Annotated in this window: 21 protein-coding genes; 12 read left to right on the forward strand and 9 right to left on the reverse strand. The window is 64.6% G+C overall.

The window, feature by feature from the left end; genetic code table 11:
- The first annotated feature begins 70 nt into the window (after window positions 1-70).
- Entirely contained in the window at window positions 71-1,351 is a 1,281-nt protein-coding gene (locus NKG59_RS06565) for a muropeptide transporter (RefSeq protein WP_024976944.1), read from the forward strand.
- A 4-nt stretch (window positions 1,352-1,355) separates the two neighbouring features.
- Here the strand turns inward: NKG59_RS06565 and NKG59_RS06570 are convergent, their stop codons facing one another.
- Complete coding sequence (locus NKG59_RS06570) at window positions 1,356-2,549, reverse strand: class I SAM-dependent methyltransferase (RefSeq protein ID WP_253535964.1); 1,194 nt, start codon at window positions 2,547-2,549, stop codon at window positions 1,356-1,358.
- A gap of 16 nt (window positions 2,550-2,565) precedes the next feature.
- Here NKG59_RS06570 and NKG59_RS06575 point away from each other — a divergent pair, with 16 nt between their 5' ends.
- Together NKG59_RS06575 and NKG59_RS06580 are read left to right on the forward strand one after the other, a co-directional pair.
- Entirely contained in the window at window positions 2,566-3,384 is an 819-nt protein-coding gene (locus NKG59_RS06575) for an SDR family oxidoreductase (protein WP_045205030.1), read from the forward strand.
- A gap of 20 nt (window positions 3,385-3,404) precedes the next feature.
- The gene (locus NKG59_RS06580) at window positions 3,405-3,803 is read left to right on the forward strand and encodes a dihydroneopterin aldolase (RefSeq protein WP_045205029.1); all 399 of its coding nucleotides are present in this window, start codon (window positions 3,405-3,407) and stop codon (window positions 3,801-3,803) included.
- Window positions 3,804-4,087: 284 nt separating this feature from the next.
- Here NKG59_RS06580 and NKG59_RS06585 read toward each other — a convergent pair whose 3' ends face one another.
- Window positions 4,088-5,017 (reverse strand): arginase, encoded by a 930-nt coding sequence (locus NKG59_RS06585; RefSeq protein WP_253535965.1) that lies wholly within the window; start codon window positions 5,015-5,017, stop codon window positions 4,088-4,090.
- Between the two features lie 24 nt (window positions 5,018-5,041).
- On the reverse strand, window positions 5,042-6,268 hold the full coding sequence (rocD, locus tag NKG59_RS06590) for an ornithine--oxo-acid transaminase (protein ID WP_253535966.1): 1,227 nt from the start codon (window positions 6,266-6,268) through the stop codon (window positions 5,042-5,044).
- A gap of 129 nt (window positions 6,269-6,397) precedes the next feature.
- Here rocD and NKG59_RS06595 point away from each other — a divergent pair, with 129 nt between their 5' ends.
- From NKG59_RS06595 to NKG59_RS06620, 6 genes are all read left to right on the forward strand, one after another.
- Window positions 6,398-7,321 carry a LysR family transcriptional regulator gene (locus NKG59_RS06595; protein ID WP_253535967.1) on the forward strand — a complete coding sequence of 308 codons (924 nt, stop codon included), beginning with the start codon at window positions 6,398-6,400 and terminating at the stop codon, window positions 7,319-7,321.
- A gap of 89 nt (window positions 7,322-7,410) precedes the next feature.
- Entirely contained in the window at window positions 7,411-8,157 is a 747-nt protein-coding gene (locus NKG59_RS06600; protein ID WP_253535968.1) for a TetR/AcrR family transcriptional regulator, read from the forward strand.
- A gap of 56 nt (window positions 8,158-8,213) precedes the next feature.
- Window positions 8,214-9,188, forward strand: coding sequence for an HlyD family secretion protein (locus NKG59_RS06605; RefSeq protein WP_253535969.1), 975 nt, complete (start codon window positions 8,214-8,216; stop codon window positions 9,186-9,188).
- Window positions 9,185-10,156: an ABC transporter ATP-binding protein gene (locus tag NKG59_RS06610; protein ID WP_253535971.1), complete on the forward strand. Its 972-nt coding sequence runs from the start codon at window positions 9,185-9,187 to the stop codon at window positions 10,154-10,156. The genes NKG59_RS06605 and NKG59_RS06610 overlap by 4 nt, the downstream gene beginning before the upstream one ends.
- Entirely contained in the window at window positions 10,153-11,319 is a 1,167-nt protein-coding gene (locus NKG59_RS06615; RefSeq protein WP_253535973.1) for an ABC transporter permease, read from the forward strand. The genes NKG59_RS06610 and NKG59_RS06615 overlap by 4 nt, the downstream gene beginning before the upstream one ends.
- Window positions 11,320-11,332: 13 nt before the next feature.
- Entirely contained in the window at window positions 11,333-13,075 is a 1,743-nt protein-coding gene (locus tag NKG59_RS06620) for an efflux transporter outer membrane subunit (RefSeq protein ID WP_253535974.1), read from the forward strand.
- 282 nt (window positions 13,076-13,357) lie between these two features.
- Here the strand turns inward: NKG59_RS06620 and panE are convergent, their stop codons facing one another.
- Window positions 13,358-14,311 carry a 2-dehydropantoate 2-reductase gene (gene panE / locus NKG59_RS06625; protein WP_253536470.1) on the reverse strand — a complete coding sequence of 318 codons (954 nt, stop codon included), beginning with the start codon at window positions 14,309-14,311 and terminating at the stop codon, window positions 13,358-13,360.
- Between the two features lie 166 nt (window positions 14,312-14,477).
- Here panE and ttcA point away from each other — a divergent pair, with 166 nt between their 5' ends.
- From ttcA to glmS, 3 genes are all read left to right on the forward strand, one after another.
- The gene (ttcA, locus tag NKG59_RS06630) at window positions 14,478-15,425 is read left to right on the forward strand and encodes a tRNA 2-thiocytidine(32) synthetase TtcA (protein ID WP_253535975.1); all 948 of its coding nucleotides are present in this window, start codon (window positions 14,478-14,480) and stop codon (window positions 15,423-15,425) included.
- Window positions 15,426-15,763: 338 nt separating this feature from the next.
- The gene (gene glmU, locus NKG59_RS06635; RefSeq protein WP_253535976.1) at window positions 15,764-17,131 is read left to right on the forward strand and encodes a bifunctional UDP-N-acetylglucosamine diphosphorylase/glucosamine-1-phosphate N-acetyltransferase GlmU; all 1,368 of its coding nucleotides are present in this window, start codon (window positions 15,764-15,766) and stop codon (window positions 17,129-17,131) included.
- A 116-nt stretch (window positions 17,132-17,247) separates the two neighbouring features.
- A complete protein-coding gene (glmS, locus tag NKG59_RS06640) occupies window positions 17,248-19,086 on the forward strand; it encodes a glutamine--fructose-6-phosphate transaminase (isomerizing) (protein WP_045205019.1) in 1,839 nt (612 codons plus the stop codon).
- 630 nt (window positions 19,087-19,716) lie between these two features.
- Here the strand turns inward: glmS and NKG59_RS06645 are convergent.
- The 5 genes from NKG59_RS06645 to NKG59_RS06665 are packed head-to-tail and all read right to left on the reverse strand — an operon-like array spanning window position 19,717 to window position 24,239.
- Window positions 19,717-20,667, reverse strand: a complete 951-nt coding sequence (locus tag NKG59_RS06645; RefSeq protein ID WP_253535981.1) for an NAD-dependent epimerase/dehydratase family protein — start codon at window positions 20,665-20,667, stop codon at window positions 19,717-19,719.
- Entirely contained in the window at window positions 20,664-21,671 is a 1,008-nt protein-coding gene (locus tag NKG59_RS06650; RefSeq protein WP_253535983.1) for a fumarylacetoacetate hydrolase family protein, read from the reverse strand. The genes NKG59_RS06645 and NKG59_RS06650 overlap by 4 nt, the downstream gene beginning before the upstream one ends.
- Window positions 21,668-22,264 carry a cupin domain-containing protein gene (locus NKG59_RS06655; protein ID WP_253535985.1) on the reverse strand — a complete coding sequence of 199 codons (597 nt, stop codon included), beginning with the start codon at window positions 22,262-22,264 and terminating at the stop codon, window positions 21,668-21,670. The genes NKG59_RS06650 and NKG59_RS06655 overlap by 4 nt, the downstream gene beginning before the upstream one ends.
- Entirely contained in the window at window positions 22,261-23,070 is an 810-nt protein-coding gene (locus NKG59_RS06660) for a cyclase family protein (RefSeq protein WP_253535986.1), read from the reverse strand. Before NKG59_RS06660 ends, NKG59_RS06655 begins: the two co-directional genes overlap by 4 nt.
- Window positions 23,067-24,239, reverse strand: coding sequence for an MFS transporter (locus NKG59_RS06665; protein ID WP_253535987.1), 1,173 nt, complete (start codon window positions 24,237-24,239; stop codon window positions 23,067-23,069). Before NKG59_RS06665 ends, NKG59_RS06660 begins: the two co-directional genes overlap by 4 nt.
- Window positions 24,240-24,250 lie beyond the last annotated feature (11 nt).

Here is a 24,250-nt window from a genome sequence, read left to right on the forward strand (position 1 = left end):
ATAATATCGGCCAACGCACCGCGCCACGCTACGTGGCAACCCGCATTCGCCTTCCCCTCCGGCCCGCCGCATGACCTTCCACGATTACCTCGATATTTTCCGCAACCGCCGCATCGGCGCGATGCTGTTGCTGGGCTTTGCCTCCGGCCTGCCGCTGGCGCTCACCTCGGGCACGCTGCAGGCGTGGATGACGGTGGAAGGACTCGACATCCGCACCATCGGGTTGTTCTCGCTGGTGGGGCAGGCGTACATCTTCAAGTTCCTGTGGGCGCCGTTGATGGACCGGTTTACGCCGCCACTGATGGGCCGGCGGCGCGGCTGGCTGGTGCTGACGCAGGCCGGGCTGGTGGCGTCGATTGCCGCCATGGCCTTCACGCCGCCGCATGCCGCGCTCTGGGCGCTGGCTGGGCTGGCAGTGTTGGTGGCGTTTTTATCAGCGTCGCAGGACATCGTTTTCGATGCCTACAGCACCGATGTGCTGCATACGAGCGAGCGGGGTGTCGGTGCGGCCGTGAAGGTGCTCGGCTACCGGCTGGCGATGCTGGTGTCGGGCGGCCTGGCGTTGTATCTGGCCGATCGCGTGATGGGCTGGAGCAACATGTACCTGCTGATGGCCGGGCTGATGGCGCTGGGCATCATCGCGACGCTGTGGTCGCCGGAGCCGGAGGTGTCGGCACGCCCGCCGCGCAGTCTGCAGGAAGCCGTGGTCGGCCCACTGCGGGACTTTTTCTCACGCCGGGGCGCCTGGGCGCTGCTGGCGCTGATCGTGCTCTACAAGCTGGGCGACGCGTTTGCAGGCAGCCTGTCGACCACGTTCCTGATCCGCGGCGTCGGGTTTTCCGCTGGCGAGGTTGGCATCGTCAACAAGACGCTCGGCTTGGCCGCCACGATCGTCGGCGCGCTGTATGGCGGCACGCTAATGGTGCGGCTGGGGCTGGTGCGCGCGCTGCTGCTCTTTGGCGTGCTGCAGGCGGTGTCCAACCTGGGCTACTGGGTGCTGGCCGTCACGCCGCAGCATTTGTGGACGATGGCGGTGGCTATCGGCATCGAAAACATCTGCGGCGGCATGGGCACGGCGGCCTTTGTGGCGTTGCTGATGGCGCTGTGCAACCGGTCGTTCTCGGCGACGCAGTATGCGTTGCTGTCAGCGCTGGCATCCATCGGCCGCGTGTACGTTGGGCCAACCTCGGGCTACCTCGTGGAAGCCTATGGCTGGCCGGCCTTCTATTTGATGACCGTGGCGTTTGCCTTCCCGGGCCTGGTGCTGCTGTGGTGGATGCGCGGCACGATCGGCCGCTATGAGGCCGAGCAGAACGAACGCGCCTTGGCGGCCAAAGCCGCGTCAGCCTGATTGACTAACCCAAGCGGTTCGAGCGGTCGGCATCGGCAAAGCCGGCCAGTGGCAGCGCCGCATCGATGTCTTTGCCCAGCGCAATGGCCTTGAACAACTCGCCCATCTCGGCTTCCGACAGCAGCTTCTGCACGGCGTTGGCCGCCGGCAGAAACTGCATCGGGTCGGACGGATCTAGCGTCATCAGCAGCTCGCCCACCCCGGCGCTCAACAGAAAGCGCGCCTGGCTCGTATAGCCGAGCAGGTCCAGTCCGGCCTCTTGGCCCGCCTGGGCAATCCCCGAAAAATCGACGTGTGCGGTGATGTCCTGCAGGCCCGGCAGCCAGAACGGATCGTCATGCGCGTGCTGGCGGTAGTGGCACATGAGCGTGCCGTTGGCGCGGTGCGCGTGGTAGTACTCGGCAGCCGGGAAACCGTAGTCGATCAGCAGCAGCAGGCCGCGCTCCAGCGCTGTGGCAACGCTGCGGATGAAGCCCTCGGCGGCTTCGTGTGATTCGGTGACGAGATCATCGGCGCCCGGCAGGGCAGCCAGCTTGGCAGGCACCTCCGACGGATCAACGAGCCGGTCTTCCCATTGCAAGCCGTTTTCGGCGTCGAGCGTCACGCCGCGCTGGTGCCACACGCCGCTTCGCCGCGCCCAAAGCGACACGGGCATCGCATCGAGCACTTCGTTGCCGATCATCACGCCGGTGAACGGCGCGGGCAACGTGTCGTGCCACTGCGCGAGGGCGCCCAGCTCGGGGCCGAGCGCGGTCAGGCGTTCCTGCTGGCGCTGGCGCAGCTCGCCGGAGAGTTCGACGATGCCGTAGCTGTCGGGGCGCACGCCCACCGCATCGAGTTCGGTGAGGATGTCGGCAGCCAGCTTGCCGGTGCCGGCGCCAAACTCCAGCACGTGGCGCTGGCCTTCGGGTAATGCGTGCAGCACCTGCGCGATCTGGTGCGCCACGGTGCGGCCGAAGAACGGCGTCAGTTCGGGGGCGGTGATGAAATCGCCGCCGTCTTCCACGCGGCGGCCGAACTTGGCCGCGCCGCCGCTGTAATAGCCCAGGCCGGGCGCGTAGAGCGCCAGTTCCATGTAGCGGTCGAACGGGAGCCAGCCGCCGGCGGCCGCAATGGCGTCGGCGATCACGGCGAACAGTTGCGCGGACTGCGCCTGCGCCGCCTCGTTGGGAAGCGGTAAACTCACGGTTTTGCTCATCGGCGAATTGTAAACAATGGCGCAGACGCCCATCCAGTCAACTGCGGAATCGACCGCAGAATCCGCTACACAGCGGCGCATTGCCCTCGTCACAGGCGCAGGCCGCCGCGTGGGCCGCGTCATTGCCCTGGCCCTGGCCCGCCACGGCTGGGATGTGGCGGTGCATTGCCACCGCTCGCGCACCGAGGCCGATGCCGTGGCCGCCGAGATCACCGCCATGGGGCGCCGCGCCGCCGTGCTGCAGGCCGACCTCTCGGACGAAGCCGCCGCCGGCCGCCTGATCGCCGACTGCATCGCTGCACTGGGTACGCCCACCTGCCTGGTCAACAACGCGTCGCTGTTCCAGTACGACGTGGCGACCAGCTTCAGCTACGCATCGCTCGATACGCACATGCGCACCAACGTGGCGGCGCCGCTGCTGCTCTCGCGCGAGCTGCACCGTGCGCTGACAGCCGATGGCGCTGAGGGCCGCGGCGTTGTCATCAATCTGCTCGACCAGAAGCTCGATAACCTGAACCCGGACTTCCTCTCTTACACGTTGTCGAAGGCGGCGCTGTCGACCGCCACGATGCAGCTTGCGCAGGCCCTGGCGCCCGCGCTGCGCGTGGTGGGGGTGGCGCCGGGCATCACGATGGTGTCGGGCGACCAGTCGCAAGGCGGGTTTGCACGCGCGCACCAGATGACGCCGCTGGGCCAGTCGTCCACACCGGAAGACATCGCCGAAGCGGTGTGCTACCTGGCCACCGCACGCGCCGTCACCGGCACCACGCTGTTCGTCGACGGAGGCCAGCACCTGATGCCGCTGGCCCGCGATGTGATGTTCCTCACTGAATAATTCTTCCCCCGGACGCTCCCATGCTTTCCCTGCTATCCCACCCGCGCCTGTCGCACTGCCGCCGCATGTTCCTGCGCAACTACGAAGTGCAGATCAACATCGGCGTGCACGAATTCGAGAAGAAGGGCGAGCAGCGCGTCCTGATCAACATCGAGCTGTACGTGCCACTGGAGCATTCGTCGCCCACGGAAGACAAGCTGCACGAAGTGGTGGATTACGACTTCATGCGTGAGACCGTGGCGCGCCGCATGGCGCAAGGCCATATTCACTTGCAGGAGACGCTGTGCGATGACGTGCTGACGGCGATGCTCAAGCACCCGCATGTGCTGGCTGCGCGGGTGTCGACGGAGAAGCCGGATGTGTATCCGGATTGTGAGTCGGTGGGGGTGGAGGTGTTTCGGATTAAGGATCAGGCGTAAGCGCTTGTTCTTTGTTGTTCGTGCATCCCCTGTTTCATCCCCTGCCGGGGCTGACCTACTTTCTTTGTCTTGCCAAAGAAAGTAGGCCAAGAAAGGCGCGCCCGAGATGGCGACCTATTCCTTGAATTTATGTCGCAGGGAGGGAAGGGAGGCAAACTCGCTTCGCTCAGACAGGCCTCCCTTCTTTTTCCTCCCTGCAACAGAAGTTCAAGGCGCCATCTAGGGCAGGGTAAAGCCACACCGTCTGTGCGCAGGGGTTGGCGGTTCGATTTTTTGATTGCGGCTTATGCCGCCGTCGCGTATTCGCGGCGTTGGGCGTGCAACGCGCCCGCGACGCTGGCCAGCAGGTCCAGGGCCAGATGTGCTGTGATCCCGCCCTTGTCGTGGCGCGGGTTGTATTCCACCAGTTCGAATGCGGCGAAACGTGCATCGCGGGCGCAAGCGGCGAGTGCCTGTGCCATGCCTTGCGCGGTGAGCCCGTCTGTTTCGGGCGTGCCGACGCCGGGCGCGACTGCGGGGTCGAAGGCATCCAGATCCAGCGTTACGCCAAAGGCCGCCGTGTCCGATTTGACCTGGCGGATGGCGTCGGCCATGACGGCGCGCAGGCCGTTGCGCGCCACTTCGGCTGCGTCGATCACGCGCACCCCCAGCAAGTCGAGCAACGCGCGCTCGGCGGGCTCATAACTGCGCGCGCCGATCACCACGACGTGTTCTGGCGATACCTTCGGCGCGGCATCGCGAACTTGCGTGAGGGTCGCGGCGCCGTGGCCGAGCAGCGCCGCCAGCGGCATCCCGTGGATGGCGCCGGAATCGCTCGTCTGCGGCGTGTGGCTGTCGAGGTGGGCGTCGATCCAGATCAGGCCAAGTGGGCCCTTCTGCCGCAAGGCGTTTGCTACACCCGACCACGTGCCGATCGCGCAGGAATGATCTCCGCCGATGACGACCGGCACATGCCCCTGGTGGACGCTGTGCGCTGTCGCATCGGCGAGCGCGCGCGAGAAACCGGCCACGCCCGGCAGCGCCGCCAAGCGTGCTGAACGGCTGTGCCCCGCCGACATCGCCAATTCGATGTCGTGCACGAGCGCGGCTTGCGTGTCCGGCGTCTGCAATCGCGCCAGCGCGCCGGCTTCCAGCAGCGCTCGCGGGCCGTCCTTGCAGCCGTCGTCTTGCGCGCCGCAGCCGATGGCCGCGCCGATCAGATCAATGATGGTCATGTCACTCCCCTTGCGAGTTCTTCCTCAAGCCGCCTTGCGGCGCGGCCAGCCAGCCAGCGTCTGGCGGATGGCTTCCAACGCCAGCGCCAGCTCGGCCTCGCCAATCACCAGCGGCGGTGTGAGACGGACCACGTTGCCGTAGGTGTCCTTGGTCAGCACGCCGCGCTCGGCCACCGCGAACGCGAAGTCGTGCGCATCGATGTCGGCATCGAGTTGCAGGCCGATCATCAAGCCGCGCCCGCGCACCTGCCGCACGCCGTGGCCGACGAGCGCCTTCAGTTCGTTGATGAACGCCGCGCCCACGCGGGCGGCACGCTGTGGCAGTTGTTCTTCGATCAGCAAGGCGAGTGCCGCGCGTCCGATGTGCGCTGCGAGCGGGTTGCCGCCAAACGTGGAGCCGTGGTCGCCCGGCTGAAACACGCCCATGACCGCCTCGCGCCCCGCGATGGCCGACACCGGCATCATGCCGCCCCCGAGCGCCTTGCCCAGCACCACCAGATCGGCGTCAACGCCTTCATGCCAGCTCGCCAGCACATCGCCGGTTCTGCCCAGGCCTGTTTGAACCTCGTCGCAGACGAGCAACACGTTGTGCTGGGTGGCGAGTTCGCGCGCGAGTTTGAGGTAGCCGGCAGGAGGCTCGACGATGCCGCCTTCGCCTTGCACCGGCTCCATCAGGATGGCGCCCGTGTTGGGGCCGATGGCCGCACGCAGCGCATCGGCGTCACCAAACGGAATGCGCCGGAAGCCGGCCGCGAACGGGCCGAATCCGTAGCGATATTGATCGTGCGAGGAAAACCCGACGATGGTCGTCGTGCGGCCGTGGAAGTTGTTTTCGAAGACGATGATTTCGGCCGCCTCGGGCGCCAGGCCCTTCACGTCGCGCGCCCACTTGCGCGCAGCCTTGATGGCGGTTTCGACGGCTTCGGCGCCAGTGTTCATCGGCAGCGCGCGGTCCATGCGCGTGATGCGGCAGACGTCGGCCAGGAAGGGGCCGAGCTCCGTATTGTGGAATGCGCGCGACGTGAGCGTCAGCCGGCCGGCCTGCTCCGTCAGCGCGGCAACGAGTTTCGGATGCGAATGCCCGAAGCTGACGGCCGAATACGCCGACATCATGTCGAGGTAGCGTCGGCCGTCGGTATCGAACAGCCACACGCCTTCGCCGCGTTCCAGCATGACCGGCAAGGGCGCGTAGTTGCGTGCGCCGTAACGGTCTTCCAATGCATAGCTCGGATGTTGCATTGCGGTCGTCATGATGGCCTCCTGCCTGGATCGGTCGTTCACTTGCGGCGGATTGTGCGATCTGACAGACTTGAAATCAAATCGAATGTTTTTCGTTTTTCGATCCAAAAATTTGATAGATAAAGGCAACTTCGTTCTGCCATGTCGCACTCGCCGTTGCGCTATCTGCATAGCTTCCTGACCGTCGCCAACGAAGGCAGCTTCGTGCGCGCGGCAGACCGCCTGGCTGTGTCGCAGCCGGCCCTGTCGTACCAGATGCGGCAGTTGGAGCAGTGGCTCGGCGTGCCTTTGTTCGAGCGCTCGGGGCGCAAGCTCGTGCTCACGCGTGCCGGCACGTCGGTGCGGGCGTGGTGCCGCGATGCGTTTGCCGGCTTGGATGAACTGCGCGCCGCATTGCACAGCGGCGAGATAGAGCGCGTGTCGCTCAAGCTGGCGAGCGGCTCCAGCTTCGGGCGCTATGTGCTGATGCCGGCATTGCTGAAGCCATCGCCCGAATCCGATGCGCCGCTTCTCGACGACGTGCGCCTCGAACTCGCCTTCGGCAGCGACGAAGAAGTCTTCAGCCATGTCGAGTCGGGCCGCGCCGATCTCGGCTTTGTCTACACGCCGCGCACGTCACGCCTGTTTGAACACCACGCTGTCTACACCGAAGAATTCGTGCTCGCGTGCAGCGCCCGCGCTTTGCGTGAGCAGAGTGCGCCGCGCACGCTGGCCGATTGCGCGGCGCTGCCCTTCGTCACCTATGACGAATCCGATGCGGTCTACGGGCTGTGGTTCAAGGCGCTGTTCCGGCGCATGCCGGAGACGACCGTCAGCGCACATCACGTGTCCGACCTGGAAGAGGTCAGCACGTTGGTGGAGGCCGGCATGGGCTGGTCGGTGCTGCCGCTGCATGCCATTCAGGATGCCGTGGAGCGAGGGCGCCTGCAGGTCGTGCGCCCGATCGTGGCGCGGCGCTGCCTGAATACCGTGTTCGCCGTGCGCCGCACATCGAGCTTTCCGAGCGAAGCGCAAGACCGCTTGCTTGTGCGGCTGGCGCAGCTTGAAGCGGCAGCGCGCGCTTAGCCGCGCGGTTGCAATCTTGGGGGGGGGCGATCTGCAAAGCCCAAACTGCTGCCTTGAAATTAATTAATTCGACAATTAATATTTGCGGCATGGCAACCGGTAAACCTTCCTCTCGCGGCCCAGGTCGCCCCCGTCGCCCGGATGGCGCAACGCAGGACGACCTTCGTGACCGCCTGCTCGACATTGCCGTCACGTTGTTTGCGCGAGACGGCGTTGGCCCGACCACGCTTGCCGCCATCGCACGCGAAGCCGGGGTGACGGCGCCGATGGTGCATTACCACTTCAAGACGCGCGATCAATTGCTCGATGCCGTGGTCGAGGGGCGCATCCGCCCGCTGATCGACCAGGTGACGGGCCCGGCGCTGGCGATCATCGCCGACGACGCGCATTTGCCGGACCTTGCGCAAACCGTGGCCGGCGTGGCGCAGCGCATGGTGGCGGTGGCGACGGCCACGCCGTGGTTTCCAACGCTGTGGATTCGCGAGATCGCGAGCGAGGGTGGCCAGTTGCGCGAGCGCGTGTTCGCGCGCATCGCGCTGGAGCGCGCCACGTTGCTGGTTGATCGCATTGCCCGCGCACAAGCGGCGGGCGCGGTGAACGCAGCACTGCAGCCGCCGCTGGTGATGGTGTCGGTGATCGGCCTGGCGATGCTGCCGCTGGCGACGCGCGCGCTTTGGGGCCGCCTGCCCCTGGCGGATCGGGTGAGCGACGAGGACATCGGCCGGCACGTTGCCGCGCTGCTGCTGCACGGCATCGGCCCCGTCGCGGCGCCTGAAGACGGCGCAGGCAAGAAAGCGAAGCCGAAGCCCAAGCCAAAGAGCAAGGGGAGCAAGTAGGCGAACACGGCAGGCAATCGAATCAATCGCATCAATCGAATCCCGCGGAGGGCGGTATGCGGAAAGCGTTGTGCATCGGCAGGGCAGGGTGGTTTGCGGTGGCATCGGCCGCAGCGATGGCCCTGGCGGGTTGCGCCAAACAAGACAACCACACCTACCAGGGCTATGTGGAGGGCGAGTTCGTCTACGTGGCATCGCCTGTGGGTGGGCGGCTCGAACATCTTGGCGTGCAGCGTGGGCAGACCGTCAACGCGGGTGCGTCACTCTTCGCGCTGGAATCGGTGGATGAGACGGCGGTCCGCCAGCAGGCAGCCGCGCAACTGCAAGGCGCCGAAGCCCAACTCGCCGATCTGAATGTCGGCAAACGTGTACCGGAGGTGGATGCGGTGCGCGCGCAACTGGCGCAAGCCGTGGCGGCGGACAAGCTCTCGTCGACGCAGCTGGTGCGAGACGAGGCGCAGTTCCGCGCTGGTGGCATTGCGCAATCGCAGCTCGATGCAAGCCGCTCGACCGCGCAGTCGAACGCGCAGCGCGTGCGTGAATTGACCAACCAGCTGCGCATTGCCCAGTTGCCGGCGCGCAATGACCAGATTCGCGCGCAATCCGCGCAGGTGGAAGCGGCGCGCGCCGCAGTGGCGCAAGCGCAATGGCGGCTCGATCAGAAAGCGCAGAAGGCTACGCAGGGCGGCCTCGTGTTCGACACGCTGTATCGCGAAGGCGAGTGGGTTGGCGCCGGTAGCCCCGTGGTGCGCATGCTGCCGCCGGGCAATGTGAAGGTGCGCTTCTTCGTGCCGCAAGGCGTGGTGGGCGCACTCAAGCCCGGGCAAACTGCGCGCCTGCACTGCGATGGCTGCGCGGCCGACATCAACGCCACGGTCACGTACATCGCAACCGAAGCCGAATACACGCCGCCCGTCATCTACAGCAACACGACGCGCGACAAGTTGGTCTTCATGGTAGAAGCCCGGCCTGCCGCGGCCGATGGCCCGAAGCTGCGCCCAGGCCAGCCCGTGGAGGTGATGCTGCCATGAGCGATGCCAGCCACGACAGCCAGCCGCACACACACAACGGCGACTACGCCATCGACGTGCATGGCCTGAACAAGCACTTCGGCGACAAGCACGTTGTGAAAGATCTCTCCATGCAGGTTGCGCGTGGCGAGATCTTCGGCTTCCTGGGCCCCAACGGCAGCGGCAAGACCACGTCGATCCGCATGATGTGCGGGCTGCTGACGCCCGACAGCGGCAGTGGCTCGTGCCTGGGTTACGACATCCTCAAGCAGTCGGCGCAGATCAAGCGGCGCGTTGGCTACATGACGCAGCGGTTTTCGTACTGGGATGATCTTTCCATTCGCGAGAACCTGGACTTCGTCGCACGCCTGTACGAGATGCCCAATCGACGCGAGGCGGTTGACCACGCGCTCGAGAACCTCGGGCTGGCATCGCGCGCCAAGCAACTGGCGGGCTCGCTGTCGGGCGGCTGGAAGCAACGTTTGGCGTTGGCCGCGTGCATGCTCCACAAGCCCGAACTGCTGCTGCTCGATGAACCCACCGCCGGCGTCGACCCGAAAGCCCGCCGCGATTTCTGGGAAGAGTTGCACCGTCTGGCGGCGGAGGGCATCTCGGTGCTCGTCAGCACGCACTACATGGATGAGGCCGAGCGCTGCCACAAGCTCGCTTACATCGCGTATGGCGAGCTGCTCGCGCAAGGCACTGCCGATGAGGTGATCGCCGGGCAGCACCTGTCGACGTGGTCGATCTCAGGCGGCAATCTGGTGGAGCTGGGCCGCAAGCTGGAAGGGCAGCCCGGCGTGGATCAGACCGTCGCGTTTGGCTCGGTGCTGCACGTGACCGGCGCGGATGCGCACGCACTGGAGGGCACGTTGCGCAAGCTCGCGGGGGAATCCGGCATGCGCGCCGAGCCGATCGACACCGGCCTCGAAGACGTGTTCATCCACATGATGAAGCGCTCCTCCGACAATTACGGGGCGCAGCCATGAAGCCAGACGGCAATCAATTTTCGCTGGTGCGCTGGTGGAGCGTGGTGCTCAAGGAGTTTCTGCAGCTGCGCCGCGACCGCGTGACGTTCGCCATGATGATCGGCATTCCGATCATGCAACTGTTCCTCTTCGGCTTTGCCATCAACGCTGACCCGAAGCATCTGCTGACTGGCGTGATTGCCACAGACCAGAGCGAGTTCACGCGCAGCTTCCTGGCCAGCATGCGCAACTCCGACTACTTCGATTTGGCGACCACGCTGACAGACGAAACCGCCGGGCGCGAGGCCTTGGCCAAGGGCCAACTTCAGTTTGTCGTATCGATCCCGCCGGACTTCACGCGCAAGCTCGTGCGCGGCGAGAAGCCCTCGCTGCTCGTGGAGGCGGATGCCACGGACCCCGCCGCGACCGGCCTGGCCGTCGCCTCACTCTCGCAACTGGTGCAGGGTGTCGTCAGCAAGGATATGAAGGGCGCGCTGTCACCGCTGGCAGGTGGCGCGGGCGGCTCCGCAGGTGCAGCATCGCCATTCGATGTGCGCATCCACAAGCTCTACAACCCGGAGGGCATCACGCAGTACAACATCATCCCCGGCCTGATGGGCACCATCCTGACGATGACCATGGTGATGATGACGGGCCTGGCCATGACGCGGGAGCGTGAGCGCGGCACGATGGAAAACCTGCTCGCCACGCCGGTGCACCCGCTGGAGGTGATGACGGGCAAGATCGTTCCGTACATCTTCATCGGGCTGGTGCAGGTGACCATCATCCTGCTGATGGCGGTCTTCGTTTTCCACGTGCCGTTTGTCGGCAGCGTGTGGATGGTCTACGTGTCGGCGCTGCTGTTTATCGTGGCGAGCCTGACGGTGGGGATCACGCTCTCGTCGCTCGCGCAGAACCAACTGCAGGCGACGCAGCTGACCTTCTTTTACTTCCTGCCGAACATCCTGCTCTCGGGTTTCATGTTTCCGTTCGTGGGCATGCCCAAGTGGGCGCAGGCGATCGGCAACCTGCTGCCGATGACGTACTTCAACCGGCTCACGCGCGGCATCCTGCTCAAAGGCAATGGCTGGTTTGAGCTGTGGCCCAGCATTTGGCCGCTGATGGTGTTTACGGTGGTGGTGCTGGGGGTGGCGTTGCGGTTTTATCGCAAGACGTTGGATTGAGGTGGCTATGTGGATGCTGCGGATTCTGTGGGACGAGGGCAGTGATGTTGGTGGTGCACCCCTTGTTTCGTCCCCTGCCGGGGCCGACTTACTTTCTTTGTCTTGCCAAAGAAAGGTAAGCAAAGAAAGGCGCGCCCGAGATGGCGACTTCCCCTTGAATTTTCATAACCGGGCGGAGAACGGGAAAACTCGCTTCGCTCAGACAGTTCCCGTTCTTTTTTCCGCCCGCTTACAAAAATTCAAGGCGCCATCTAGGGCAAGGTACGGCCAAACCGTCTGGCGGCGTTTGCTGGCGTTGGGGCGTGCGTTGGTGGGTGGTGAGGGGGCGGCTGGGGCAGTGTTGATCGCCGCGCTGACCGTGAGCGGCTGTGCTGTCGGTCCCGACTTCAAGACGCCAGGCGGGCCTGCGGCCGCCGGCTATTCCGCACAGCCCTTGTCGCGGGAAACCGCATCAGCGCCCGCTGTTGGCGGCGAGGCGCAGCATCTTGTCGATGCCAACGTGCCGGCCGATTGGTGGCACCTGTTTCGATCGCCCGCGCTGGATGCGCTGGTGGACGAGGCGTTGCGCGCGAGCCCGTCCGTCGCGCAGGCGGAGGCGCGCTTGCGTCAGGCGCAGGCTGAAGCCGAAGCGCAGTTCGGCTACGCATTGCCGTCGGTGGATGGCACCGTGTCAGCGGTGCGTCAGCAGATTAACCCGGAGGCGTTTGGGTTCAATACGCCCAAGCCGGGGCCGTTCACGCTGTATTCGGCGTCGCTGTCGGTGTCGTATGCGCTGGATATTTTTGGCGGCGTGCGACGTGCGCTTGAGGCATCGCGCGCGCAGCTCGATACGCAGCGTTATGAAATGGAGGCGGCGCGCCTGTCGCTGGCCGGCAATGTGGTGACGGCCACGGTGCGGATTGCCGCACTGGATGCGCAGATTGCGGCCACGCAGCGATTGGCGGCCGAGCAGCGCAGGCAGTTGGAGATCACCGAGCGCCGCCTCAACCTTGGGGGCGTCGCGCAGGTCGATGCGTTCTCGCAGCGCACGCTCGTCGCGCAGACCGATGCCACGCTGCCGCCGCTCATGCAGCAGGCTGCGCAGCAGCGGCATCGTCTATCGGTATTGCTGGGCCGCGAACCCGGTGCGGGGTTGCCGGACCTGCCGTCGCTCGATGCGCTGCATCTGCCCGACCCACTGCCGGTGTCGCTGCCATCCACGCTCGCGCAACGGCGCCCCGACATCCGCGCCGCCGAAGCGATGTGGCACGAAGCCAGCGCCAACGTGGGCGTGGCCACGGCCAACCTGTTCCCGCGCATCACCCTGTCCGCAGGGCTGGGATCGGAAACCACCAGCTTCCGAAACCTCCTTGGCGCCGGATCAAGCATCTGGAACCTTGGCGCCGGGCTCACGCAACCGATCTTCCACGGCGGCACCCTGCGCGCCAAAAAGCGCGAAGCCGAAGCCGCCTACGATGCAGCCGGCGCCGCCTACAAGCAAGCCGTATTGCAAGGCTTGCAGGAAGTGGCCGACGCCCTGCACGCCGTGCACAACGACGCCCAAACGCTGCAGGCCAGAGCGCTGGCAACCGACCAGGCGCAGCAGACCCTGCGCGCCGCCGAAGCCCGCCACGCCGCAGGCGGCATCAGCACCCTGACGTTGCTGGACGCCCAACGCCAGGTCGATCAGGCCACGCTTCAGCAGGTGCAGAGCCAAGCTGACAGGCTGCTCGACTCCGCCGCGCTCATGCAGGCATTGGGCGGCGGCTGGCAATAGGCAAACCACAAAGCAAACCAAATCGGCCACGCAAGCATTCAACCGGTTTGGCTGTTCCCTGCCCTAGATGGCGCCTTGAATTTGTGTGAGCGGGCGGATAAAGGAAGGAGGCCTGTTTGAGCGCAGCGAGTTTGCCTCCTTCCCCGCACGGTCACACAAATTCAAGGAGTCTTTCGCCATCTCGGGCGCGCCTTTCTTTGCTTACTTTCTTTGGCAAGACAAAGAAAGTGAGTCAGCCCCTGCAGGGGATGAAACCGGGAATGAACCACAAACGCAAAACAATCAAACAGCCGCCCGCAACAATCGCTGCTGATAAGCCTGCAAATGCGCAAACGCCACCCGCAGCAACGAAACATCCGTCCCCAACGCCCGCCCGCGGCGCAGCATGTCCCCCACGATGTGATCCGCTTCAACCCGCGCACCACTCTCCAGGTCCCGCAGCATCGATGCCGTCAGCGGCGACCCAGCCTGCGTCAGCACATTGAGCCCGCGTTCGCGCGCAGCCTGCCGATTCGGATACCCCGAGGCCGCAGCCACGCGCTCGCACGCCATGAACATCGCCTCGTTCAACGCAGCGCCCTCATCCGTGGCGACAATCTCGCCCACCGTCGCCCGCATCAGGCAAGTCATCGCCGCCAGCGAAGTGAGGAAGGTGAATTTCTCCCACATGTCTTGCATGACGTTTTCGGCCAGCACGGAATCAAAATTGGCCGTGGCAAACACGTCGCGGATTGCCTCGGTGCGCTCGCGCGGCGCATGCGGCGTGCGCTCGCCAAAGGTGATGGAGTGCACGGCAGGGCCCTGGCCATTGCTCAGGTGCAGCACCGCCCCGTCCGGCGCGCTCGTCGCACTGATGTGGCACAGCCCACCAAGCACGCGCGATTCACCAAACGCGGCATCTAGGCGTTCCAGATGCGCCAGCCCGTTCAGCACCGGCAGCACCACCGTGCGCTCGCCCACCACGGGGCGGATTGCCGTGATGGCGTCTTCCAGGTCATAGGCCTTGCAGCTCAGCAGCACCAGATCGGCACGGCCCCAAGCCGCAGTTTGGTCTGCGGTGATGGTCCGCACGGGCAATTGCGCATCGCCGTGCGGGCTGCGAATCACGAGACCATGTTCGCGCAACCGCGCCGCGCGTGCCGGCCGCACCAGGAAGGTCACGTCTGCGCCCGCCTGGGCGAGCCGGCCGCCGAAATAGCCGCCGGTGCCGCCGGCGCCAAGCACCAGAATCCGCATTGCTGTCGTCATTGGGTTCGTTTCCATCGAGCAGAAGATAGGCAAACGATTCTAGGCCTGTTCGCCCGACCCTGCAGACGGCGCTCCGCGCGCGCTAAAATGCTGATTTTCCTCACGATTTGACGCCCGCCCGGCCATTATTCAGCGCTGGCGGGGTCGAGATGCCATGACGTTTTCCAATAATTTCCACCGCCTCGAAACCCGTCTGCAGTCGCAGGTCGGCCGCGCCATCGGCGACTTCAAGATGATCGAAGACGGCGACACCATCCTCGTGTGCCTGTCTGGCGGCAAGGATTCATACACGATGCTGTCGGTCCTGATGGCGCTGCAGAAGCGTGCGCCGGTCGACTTCAAGCTGATTGCGATGAACCTTGATCAGAAGCAGCCGGGCTTTCCGGAAGAGGTGCTGCCCAACTACTTGAAGAAGGTGGGCGTGGAGTATGTGATCGTCGAGGCGGACACGTATTCGATCGTCAAGGAGAAGGTGCCCGAGGGCAAGACCACGTGCTCACTGTGCTCGCGCCTGCGCCGCGGTGTGATTTACCGCACGGCCAAGGAACTGGGTGCCAACAAGATCGCGTTGGGCCACCACCGCGACGACATCGTCAACACGTTCTTCCTGAACATGTTCTTCGGCGGCAAGATGAAGGCGATGCCGCCCAAGCTGGCCACGGACAACGGCGAGCACATCGTCATCCGCCCGCTGGCCTACTGCGCAGAGAAGGAGATCGCCTCCTACGCCCGCGCAATGGAATTCCCGATCATCCCGTGCAACCTCTGCGGCTCGCAGGAAAACCTGCAACGCAAGAAGGTCAAGGAGATGCTGCTGGAGTGGGAGCGCCAGACGCCGGGCCGCATCGACAACATCTTCGCTTCACTGCAAAACGTGGTGCCGTCGCACCTGGCTGATACCGATCTGTTCGACTTCAACGGCCTGACCACGGGCTTGGCGAAGATCGGTGAAGACGCGCTGTTTGGCCAGACCGCCTACGACCAGGCCCCGCTGGTGTTTGCCGGCTCGCATGACGATCGCATCGAGTTCGTGCGGTTTGAGCGCAAGCCGGGCGACAAGGCCGCCGACCAAGCCCTGCCCGGCGAGGTGGCCGCAGGCTGAGCGCGTCCCCCGTCACATGGGCGGCGTACGCTGCCCAAATTCGCTCCGGCGCGCCACGCCGGGTGTCCGCCATCCGCCTGACCGGCGGGCGGGCTAACCGTCTCGGTAATGGCGCGGTTGCAACAATTCCACCGTTTGACCGGTTCAGGGGGAGGGTGGGCCCCATGCTAGAATTTTTGCATCTGTGTCTTATACGCCGCAAAAGCGCCCCGCAGAAGGGTTTGCAGGCGGTCCGGCCATCCTGAGGGGAGGTGGCGGGCGGTGGGTTTCAGGCAGCCGTTTCCGGCGCCGGCAACCCGTCGCAGGCTATCGCTTCGAGTCACTCTAGGAACCTCCTTGTGAATATCGTCATCCTGGCTGCAGGCATGGGCAAACGCATGCGCTCCGCCCTGCCGAAAGTGCTGCACCCCCTGGCCGGCAAACCGTTGCTGGCGCACGTCATTGAAACCGCCCGCACCATGTCGCCGACGCGGCTGGTGGTGGTGGTGGGCCACGGCGGGGATCGGGTGCGCGAGATGGTCGGCGCGTCCGACATCGCCTTCGCCACGCAAGACAAGCAGCTTGGCACGGGCCACGCCGTCATGCAGGCCGTGGACCAGCTCGACGAGAGCGTGCCCACCCTGGTGCTCTACGGTGATGTGCCGCTCACCCGCGCCGAAACACTGAGCGCCCTGGTGGGCGCCGCCGGCAATGACCACCTGGGCGTGCTGACCGTGCACCTGGGCGACCCGACCGGCTACGGCCGCATCGTGCGTGACGCCGCCGGCCGCATCACGCGCATCGTCGAGCAGAAAGACGCCAACGAAACGCAGCTCGCCATCCATGAGGTGAACACCGGGATCTTGGTGTGCCCGACGGCCAAGCTCAAGAACTGGCTGGCTACGCTGTCGAATGACAACGCGCAAGGCGAGTATTACCTGACCGATGTGATCGAGCGCGCCGCCAGCGAAGGCGTGCCCATCACCTCCGCGCATCCGCTGGCCGAGTGGGAAACGCTGGGCGTGAACAGCAAGGTGCAGCTGGCGGAGCTTGAGCGCATTCACCAGAGCAACCTCGCGCAGCAATTGCTGGAAGACGGCGTGACGCTGATTGACCCGGCGCGCATCGACGTGCGCGGCAAGCTTACGTGCGGCCGCGACGTGGTGATCGACGTCAACTGCATCTTCGAGGGCAACGTCACGCTGGCTGATGGCGTGCGCATCGGCGCCAATGCGGTGATCCGCGATGCGACCATCGAGGCCGGCGCCGAGATCCTGCCGTTCTGCCACATCGAGAGTGCCAAGGTTGGCGCCGACTCGCGCATCGGCCCGTACGCGCGCCTGCGCCCGGGCACCGAGCTGGCCGAAGACGTGCACATCGGCAACTTTGTCGAAGTGAAGAACAGCCAGATCGCGGCGCACAGCAAGGCCAACCACCTTGCCTACGTGGGCGATGCGACGGTGGGCTCGCGCGTCAACATCGGCGCGGGCACCATCACGTGCAATTACGATGGCGCGAACAAATTCCGCACCATCATCGAAGACGACGCCTTCATCGGTTCCGATACGCAGCTCGTGGCGCCGGTGCGCGTGGGCAAGGGCGCGACGCTGGGTGCCGGCACCACGCTGACCAAGGACGCGCCCGAGGGCAAGCTGACGGTCTCGCGGGCGCGCCAGGTCACCATCGACAGCTGGCAGCGCCCGGTCAAGCAGAAGAAGGAAGGCTGACAGGGTTTCTCCTGCGCCGAACAGCGGATGCCGCTTCGGCGCACGAGCATCGATACTGAATTACCGAGTGCGGCGCACATTCAACGTGCTGCCGCACCCCAACTGGAGAAATCAACATGTGCGGTATCGTTGGCGCGGTTTCCACGCGCAATATCGTTCCCGTCCTGATCGAAGGCCTGCGCCGCCTGGAATATCGCGGCTACGACTCCTGCGGCGTTGCCGTTCAGCGTGATGGCCAGCTACAGCGCGCGCGCACCGTCTCGCGCGTGGCCGATCTGGATGCCCAGGCACAGACGAGCCACCTGGACGGCGCCATCGGCATCGCCCACACGCGCTGGGCCACGCACGGCCGGCCGGATACCGTCAACGCCCACCCGCACTTCTCGGGCGACACCATCGCCCTGGTGCACAACGGCATCATCGAAAACTACGAAGCGCTGCGCGAAGAACTCAAGGCCGTCGGCTACGGCTTTGAATCGCAGACGGATACCGAAGTCGTGGCGCACCTGATCCACCAGGCCTACACGTACCCGAGCAGCGCCACGCGCGGCGACCTGTTCGCCTCGGTGCGTGCGTCGGTCAAGCGCTTGCACGGTGCCTATGCGATTGCCGTGTTTGCCCGTGACAACCCCGACGTGGTGGTGGGCGCGCGCGCCGGCTCGCCGCTCGTGGTGGCGATTGGCGAGAACGAATCGTTCCTGGCGTCGGACGCGCTGGCCGTGGCCGGCACCGCCAGCCGCATGGCCTACCTGGAAGAAGGCGACGTGGTGGAAATCACCCGCGACGGCTTCACCGTGGCCGATGCCCACGACAAGATCGTCGAGCGGGAAGTGAAGGAAGTCGGCACCTATGCCGCCGCCGTGGAACTCGGCCCCTTCCGCCACTTCATGCAGAAGGAAATCTTCGAGCAGCCGCGCGCCCTGGGCGACACGCTGGAAGGCGTGCAAGGGTTTGGCCCCGACCTGTTTGGCCCCGAGGCGGCCCAGGTGCTGCCCAAGGTCGACAGCGTGCTGATCCTGGCCTGCGGCACGAGCTACTACTCGGGCTGCACGGCCAAGTACTGGCTCGAATCGATCGCCAAGATCCCGACGCAGGTGGAAGTCGCCAGCGAATACCGCTACCGCGAGACGGTGCCCAATCCGAACGCGCTTGTCGTCGTGATTTCGCAATCGGGCGAAACCGCCGACACGTTGGCCGCGCTGCGCCACGCACGCGAACTGGGCCACACGCACACGCTGGCGATCTGCAACGTGGCGACCAGCGCCATGGTGCGCGAGACGCAGCTCAAGTTCCTCACGCGCGCGGGCACCGAGATTGGCGTGGCGTCCACCAAGGCGTTCACCACGCAGCTGGCAGCGCTGTACATGCTGGCACTGACGTTTGCCAAGCTGCGCGGCCATCTGAATGCGGAGCAGGAAGAAGATGCGCTGCGCCATCTGCGCCACCTGCCGTCGGCGCTGAACGCCGTGCTGGCGCTGGAGCCGCAGATCATCGCGTGGTCAGAAGAGTTTGCCCGCCGTGAGAACGCGCTGTTCCTCGGTCGCGGTCTGCATTACCCGATCGCCCTGGAAGGCGCGCTCAAGCTCAAGGAAATCTCGTACATCCACGCCGAGGCCTACCCCGCCGGTGAACTCAAGCATGGCCCGCTGGCGCTGGTGACCGAGCAGATGCCGGTCGTGACCGTCGCCCCGAACGACGCGCTGCTCGAAAAGCTCAAGTCGAACATCCAGGAAGTGCGTGCGCGCGGCGGCAAGCTGTACGTGTTTGCCGACGCAGATACGCAGATCCAGTCGAGCGACGGCATCCAGGTGATCCGTATGCCTGAGCACTACGGTCAGCTCTCGCCGATCCTGCACGTGGTGCCGCTGCAATTGCTGGCGTATCACACCGCACTGGCGCGCGGTACGGACGTCGACAAGCCGCGCAACCTGGCGAAATCGGTGACTGTCGAATAAGTTTCGGCAGGCGCAGAAATAGAATGTGGCGAGGAAATGAAAGCGTTTCAAACTCGCTGAAAAGTTTGGATTCTGGGGGGCGAGCCCCTCCAGAAACCGCTGTACTGCAAGGCTTTAAGCACTACGTAATGTTTGCGGGCGCGCCAGCTTGGCGCGGTGCTTTTTACCCCCGCTTAGCACCCTGGTTTTTCCTCCGCTCGCGAGAATGTTATGTGGCACGTGCGCTCCCTTCAGTAGTGGAGCAATACATCTCGCGTTTCGTGATGTGTACGCCAGAATGACCTCAACGGGCGCCGGCTGCAAATCATCGACGTGCGTCAACTTCCATCGCTAATAGTCGTCCCTCCGTCCACGACGATGTGTTGACCCGTCATAAACCATCCGCTGGGCTAGCAAGCATGACGGCGACACCTGCGATTTCATGCGGTTCTCCCACGCGCCGAACGGGGTCAATGACAGTCGCCAGCTCTCATGTGTCAAGTAGGTCGATCGCTCACGTGTGCCCTTCCATAGCGAGGCGCGTCAACAATCTGGAACGCTTCTGACCCGCATGGATGATGCGTCGATGCTCACCGATGCTCTATTAAAAATATGTCGCCGAAGGCGGCCATGTGGGCTGGCTGAACCATTTCAGCCCTCCATCAGCGCCCGTTCGATCAACGCCTCGACAGTGCCGTCGTGTTGAAAGCCAGCCGCGACAGCGCGACGATCGATCAGCGGTGGCTGGCGGCCAAACAATCGCTCGATCCCATCCTCGGGGGCATAGCTGATTTGCATCGGGCCGAACCTATGCGTCAGCGCGTCGACGAGCGCACCAACCTCCAATCGCAGCACGGGGGGTGTCCAGACGCGCTCCGCGTGTAGACCGTCCGAAGACAGCCGCGCAGCATGTACCAAGTTGTCGACGCAGCAGGCACGCGACATCCACCATGCTGTTGCCGATGGCGAGACAGGACATACATAGGGTTGCCCGTGCTGAGCGACGCGAAAGATCGCACTCATGAAGGCGGAGCCGTGTCCTAGGGACAATCCGGGCCGCGCCACGATGCCCGGCAAGCGCAACGAGCGGCCATCGACCGAGCCGCGACGCGTCCAATCGGCCAACAATTGCTCGCCAACTAACTTGTGCACGCCGTAACTGATGGTGGGGTGTACCGCCGAATGCTCGTCCATGTGCGACGGCAGAGGGACTCCATAAACCGCGACACTGCTGGCAAAGACGACTCGCGGCACGGTCCCATGAACGCTCGGCTGTTTTGCGAGGCATTCGAACAACGCCAGGGTGCCATGCAAATTAATACGGTCGCCCAGATCCCGATTGGCTTCGGCCTGTGCGCCCGGCACACTCGCCAAGTGAAAGACGAGATCCACGGGCTTTGACAGCACAGCATCAAGTGTGTGCGGCGTGCCAAAGTCTCCGTTGATGACAGTAACGCGCGCATCCGCGGGGATGGCGTCGATCTGTTGGTCCACAAGCAGCAACTCTGTGACATCGCCTGTGGTAGCGACCCCATCGCGCAATAACCGGCGAACCAACGCTGATCCTACGAAACCATTGGCACCCGTCACCAAGGCTCTCATCGGTGTTCCTCTTTTGCGCTAGCGGCACCCGCTTGAACAACACGCTGCTCAATGATGCCGAACGGCATCTCACCTTCTGCGTCGTGCGCCATCATCCTGACCCGATCGCCGAAGCGCATGAAGCCAGTCTTGGCTTCGCCTTCGTCGATGATCTCGATCACACGCCGCTCTGCAATACATGCCGATCCAGCTGTGCGGCTCACATTCGATACCGTGCCGGAGCCGATGATGGTTCCAGCGGACAGTTGGCGTGTACGCGCGGCATGTGCAATGAGGTCGCCAAAGCTGAAATTCATTTCGCTGCCACATGGATGACCAAACCAGTGACCATTCCATTCGATATGCAGACGCAGTTGCACGCGGCCGTCGCGCCAATTTCCGCCCAACTCGTCGGGCGTGATGGCGACCGGCGCAAAGCTGGTCGACGGTTTGGCCTGTAGAAACCCAAAACCTGTCTTCATCTCGCGCGGCCCAAATGCGCGCAGGCTCCAATCGTTGATCTGCACGAGCAGGCGGATGTGCTCCAAGGCCTGCGTGGCAGAGACGCCCATCGGTATACGACCGACGACCACACCAAACTCGCCTTCGAAATCGATACCGTCGGCCTCACTGGGCAACGGCACATCCTGCGTCGGGCTGAGAAAGTCGTCGCTCGCACCCTGGTACATCACGGGGATGGTGGCGAAATCTGGAATCGGCGGCGTATTGAATGCGCGCTCCATCAGTCGACCGTGGTTGAGAAACGCCGAGCCATCGCACCATTGCGGACTACGCGGCAGCGGTGCCAGGCAAGCGGCAGCATCAAATGCACGTGCATCAGCAATACGCCCCGCATTGAGATCGTCGTAGCGCGCCTGCAGCTTGGGCGCAACATGCTCCCAACGCTCCAGTGCATCGATCAACGTGGCGGCAATTGGGGTGGCATCGACAGCGCGCTGAAGATCGCGCGACACCAACACAAGGCGACCATCGGTTCCCTCGCCGGGCAATGTGGCGAACTTCATTGCGCCTCCCGTTGCGTCCGGGCCTGCAATGCCTCGGCGATGGCCGGGTCGTACACGCCGTCGATCAGCACGAAGAGCATCCTGCATGGCCGGCTGGAGCGGTTGGCCCAGGCGTGATTGGTGCCGCGTTGAATGACCACGCTTCCCGGTGCAAGCGCCACCTCGGAATCATCGAGCACCAGCGTCATCTCGCCATCGATCACCACGCCGTAGTCGATCGATTCCGTGCGATGCATCAGCGGATGCGGCGAATCGGCGCGCACGGTAGATGCATGTGCATCGCCCACCTGGGTGAACGCTTCCTGCATCCGGGTCGCGCCACGCGCCAGGAACTCCGAGGTATCGGGCGGAATATCGACAAATCGGAAGCGCGTGCCTTGCTTTGGCGGCGGCAACATCAGCGCGCCCACGGTGGGATCCGCACCGTTGTCGATCGGCACCGGGTTGCCCGACGTGCTCCACACTTCGTGGAACACCGTGCCGGGAATGGCCGCAATTTCCACCACGGTCGGCAATGGCCCTTGCGAGACGATCACCGCGCGCCCGTCGGCGTCGTTGCCCGTCACGATACGTTGAATTGTTGGAAAGCTCATGCAATGTCCCGTTCAGCGTTAAAGATGGCGACCGCGCGCGTCCACCCTGCGGATGCCCCGCGAATCTTGTGCGGAAAGCAACTGATGACAAATCCATGCGGAGGCAGGGCCTCGAGGTTGTGCAGCTTCTCCAGATGGCAGTAGCCAATGTCGCGACCGGCCTTGTGCCCTTCCCAGATCAGTGAGGTATCGCCCGTCTCGGCGATCTTCTTGGCGGTGTAGGAGAACGGTGCATCCCAGCTCCATGCATCGGTTCCGGTCAGGCGCACGCCGCGTTCGAGCAGGTACATCGTCGCCTCGTAGCCCATGCCGCAGCCTGCGTTGACGTAGTCGTTGTGCCCATAGCGCGCGCCCGCCCGCGTGTTGACCACGACGATGTCGAGCGGCTGCAGCGTGTGGCCGATGCGTGCAAGCTCTGCCTCCACATCGGCGGCCGTCACCACGTAGCCGTCGGGGAAGTGCCGGAAGTCGAGTTTCACGCCGGGCTGGAAGCACCATTCCAGCGGAACTTCGTCGATGGTGATCGACGGTTTGGCCTCGCCAAGGGTGGCGTCCATGGTCGAATGGAAGTGCCAGGGCGCATCGAGATGCGTGCCGCTGTGCGTGGTGAGCGTGACCCACTCGGCCGCAGCGGCTTCGCCGTCGGGGTAGTCCTCGGGCTTCGTGCCGGGCAGCATGGCCATGAACTCGGGCAAGGTATCGGCATGCTTCTGGTAGGTGATCTTCGGTGCCAGCGGCGGCGGGTCGGAGAGCACGTCGTTCTCCAGATAGATGGAGAGATCGACAAAGCGTCGGGTTGGCTTCATGCGGAGGCTCCTGCGGGCACAGCGCGGCGTTCAAGACGTGAGAAACACAGCATGGCGGCAATGGCCATCAAAACAGCGGCGATGCCAAGGCTGCCGTAGCCAAGAAACTTGACCAGCGTGCCGCCAAGGATCGGCCCGACGGCGGCGCCAGTCATCAGCATGGCGGGCGTGGCGGCCACGGCGCGGCCGGTGACGTCCATCCGGGCCAGCACGCCAAACGCGAAGGTGTGCGTGAAGATCATGACGGCAACGAACACCGCGCCAGCCGCCGCATACGGGGCCAGCGCTGAACTCTGCGTGATGACGAGCGCAAGTGTTGCCTGCACGAGCGGCCCACCCAGCACAACCCGCCGGGCCGGCACATGCAACTCCAGGAACCCCGCCAGTGGCGCTGGCAGCAGGTTCACCAACCCCGTTGCGATCAATACGGAGGTGACGGCGGCCAGGCCGAAACCTCGATCCACGCCAATGCGTTCGACAAAGCTGAACACCATTGCCTGGGTCACTGCCATGCAGGCCACGCCCAGCATGCCGCTCCATACGGCTGGCGAAAAGCTCGGCTCGGCAGCGGACATCTCAAGGCGCGGCGCCTCAAGGGCCGGAAACGCCGCCGCACACAGCACGGCGGCAATCGCCATGACACCCGCGAAGACGCGGAAGAGGATCGGTCCACCGTGCAATGCGACCAAGCCCGGTGTCACACCCAGAAAAGCGATGGCAAAGCAGCCCAGCGCCAAGCCCGCCGCAGCAAACAACCGATGCGGATTGCGACTGCGCCCGATCGTGCCGTGCGTAAAGCTCAGGCTGCATCCCACGGCGAAACCCGCAACAGCATGCAAACCTGCCATGGCCGCATAACTGTCGCCCACGGCTGCCATGCTGAGAAACGCCAGCATGGCCACCCCAAAGCCGGCAGATACAGAAGCACGGGCCGGCAGACGATTCAATCGTGGCGCGAAGACTACGCTGCTTGCCACCGCCGCCGCTAAAAACAACGTTACCAAGCCGCCCGCCTCTTGCGGGTCGAGGTGATAGCTTCCGATCAGGGTGCCAACCCACACCGGCAAGGCGACCATGTCGACCATGCCGGCGCAATGCGCAGCCAGTAGCGCGAACGTGCCCCGGCCGCCCAATCGCGCTGCGCCGCCGGTCTCAAGATTCGATTCCATGGAGGTCTCCG

Source organism: Ralstonia chuxiongensis (genome assembly GCF_024158925.1).
Lineage (GTDB): Bacteria > Pseudomonadota > Gammaproteobacteria > Burkholderiales > Burkholderiaceae > Ralstonia > Ralstonia chuxiongensis.

What these genes read in the sequence shown, in the direction of transcription:
- NKG59_RS06565 (WP_024976944.1), top strand. Translation starts at nt 71, where the DNA reads ATGACCTTCCACGATTACCTCGATATTTTCCGCAACCGCCGCATCGGC.
- NKG59_RS06570 (WP_253535964.1), bottom strand. Translation starts at nt 2,549, where the DNA reads ATGAGCAAAACCGTGAGTTTACCGCTTCCCAACGAGGCGGCGCAGGCG.
- NKG59_RS06575 (WP_045205030.1), top strand. Translation starts at nt 2,566, where the DNA reads ATGGCGCAGACGCCCATCCAGTCAACTGCGGAATCGACCGCAGAATCC.
- NKG59_RS06580 (WP_045205029.1), top strand. Translation starts at nt 3,405, where the DNA reads ATGCTTTCCCTGCTATCCCACCCGCGCCTGTCGCACTGCCGCCGCATG.
- NKG59_RS06585 (WP_253535965.1), bottom strand. Translation starts at nt 5,017, where the DNA reads ATGACCATCATTGATCTGATCGGCGCGGCCATCGGCTGCGGCGCGCAA.
- rocD (WP_253535966.1), bottom strand. Translation starts at nt 6,268, where the DNA reads ATGACGACCGCAATGCAACATCCGAGCTATGCATTGGAAGACCGTTAC.
- NKG59_RS06595 (WP_253535967.1), top strand. Translation starts at nt 6,398, where the DNA reads ATGTCGCACTCGCCGTTGCGCTATCTGCATAGCTTCCTGACCGTCGCC.
- NKG59_RS06600 (WP_253535968.1), top strand. Translation starts at nt 7,411, where the DNA reads ATGGCAACCGGTAAACCTTCCTCTCGCGGCCCAGGTCGCCCCCGTCGC.
- NKG59_RS06605 (WP_253535969.1), top strand. Translation starts at nt 8,214, where the DNA reads ATGCGGAAAGCGTTGTGCATCGGCAGGGCAGGGTGGTTTGCGGTGGCA.
- NKG59_RS06610 (WP_253535971.1), top strand. Translation starts at nt 9,185, where the DNA reads ATGAGCGATGCCAGCCACGACAGCCAGCCGCACACACACAACGGCGAC.
- NKG59_RS06615 (WP_253535973.1), top strand. Translation starts at nt 10,153, where the DNA reads ATGAAGCCAGACGGCAATCAATTTTCGCTGGTGCGCTGGTGGAGCGTG.
- NKG59_RS06620 (WP_253535974.1), top strand. Translation starts at nt 11,333, where the DNA reads ATGCTGCGGATTCTGTGGGACGAGGGCAGTGATGTTGGTGGTGCACCC.
- panE (WP_253536470.1), bottom strand. Translation starts at nt 14,311, where the DNA reads ATGCGGATTCTGGTGCTTGGCGCCGGCGGCACCGGCGGCTATTTCGGC.
- ttcA (WP_253535975.1), top strand. Translation starts at nt 14,478, where the DNA reads ATGACGTTTTCCAATAATTTCCACCGCCTCGAAACCCGTCTGCAGTCG.
- glmS (WP_045205019.1), top strand. Translation starts at nt 17,248, where the DNA reads ATGTGCGGTATCGTTGGCGCGGTTTCCACGCGCAATATCGTTCCCGTC.
- NKG59_RS06645 (WP_253535981.1), bottom strand. Translation starts at nt 20,667, where the DNA reads ATGAGAGCCTTGGTGACGGGTGCCAATGGTTTCGTAGGATCAGCGTTG.
- NKG59_RS06650 (WP_253535983.1), bottom strand. Translation starts at nt 21,671, where the DNA reads ATGAAGTTCGCCACATTGCCCGGCGAGGGAACCGATGGTCGCCTTGTG.
- NKG59_RS06655 (WP_253535985.1), bottom strand. Translation starts at nt 22,264, where the DNA reads ATGAGCTTTCCAACAATTCAACGTATCGTGACGGGCAACGACGCCGAC.
- NKG59_RS06660 (WP_253535986.1), bottom strand. Translation starts at nt 23,070, where the DNA reads ATGAAGCCAACCCGACGCTTTGTCGATCTCTCCATCTATCTGGAGAAC.
- NKG59_RS06665 (WP_253535987.1), bottom strand. Translation starts at nt 24,239, where the DNA reads ATGGAATCGAATCTTGAGACCGGCGGCGCAGCGCGATTGGGCGGCCGG.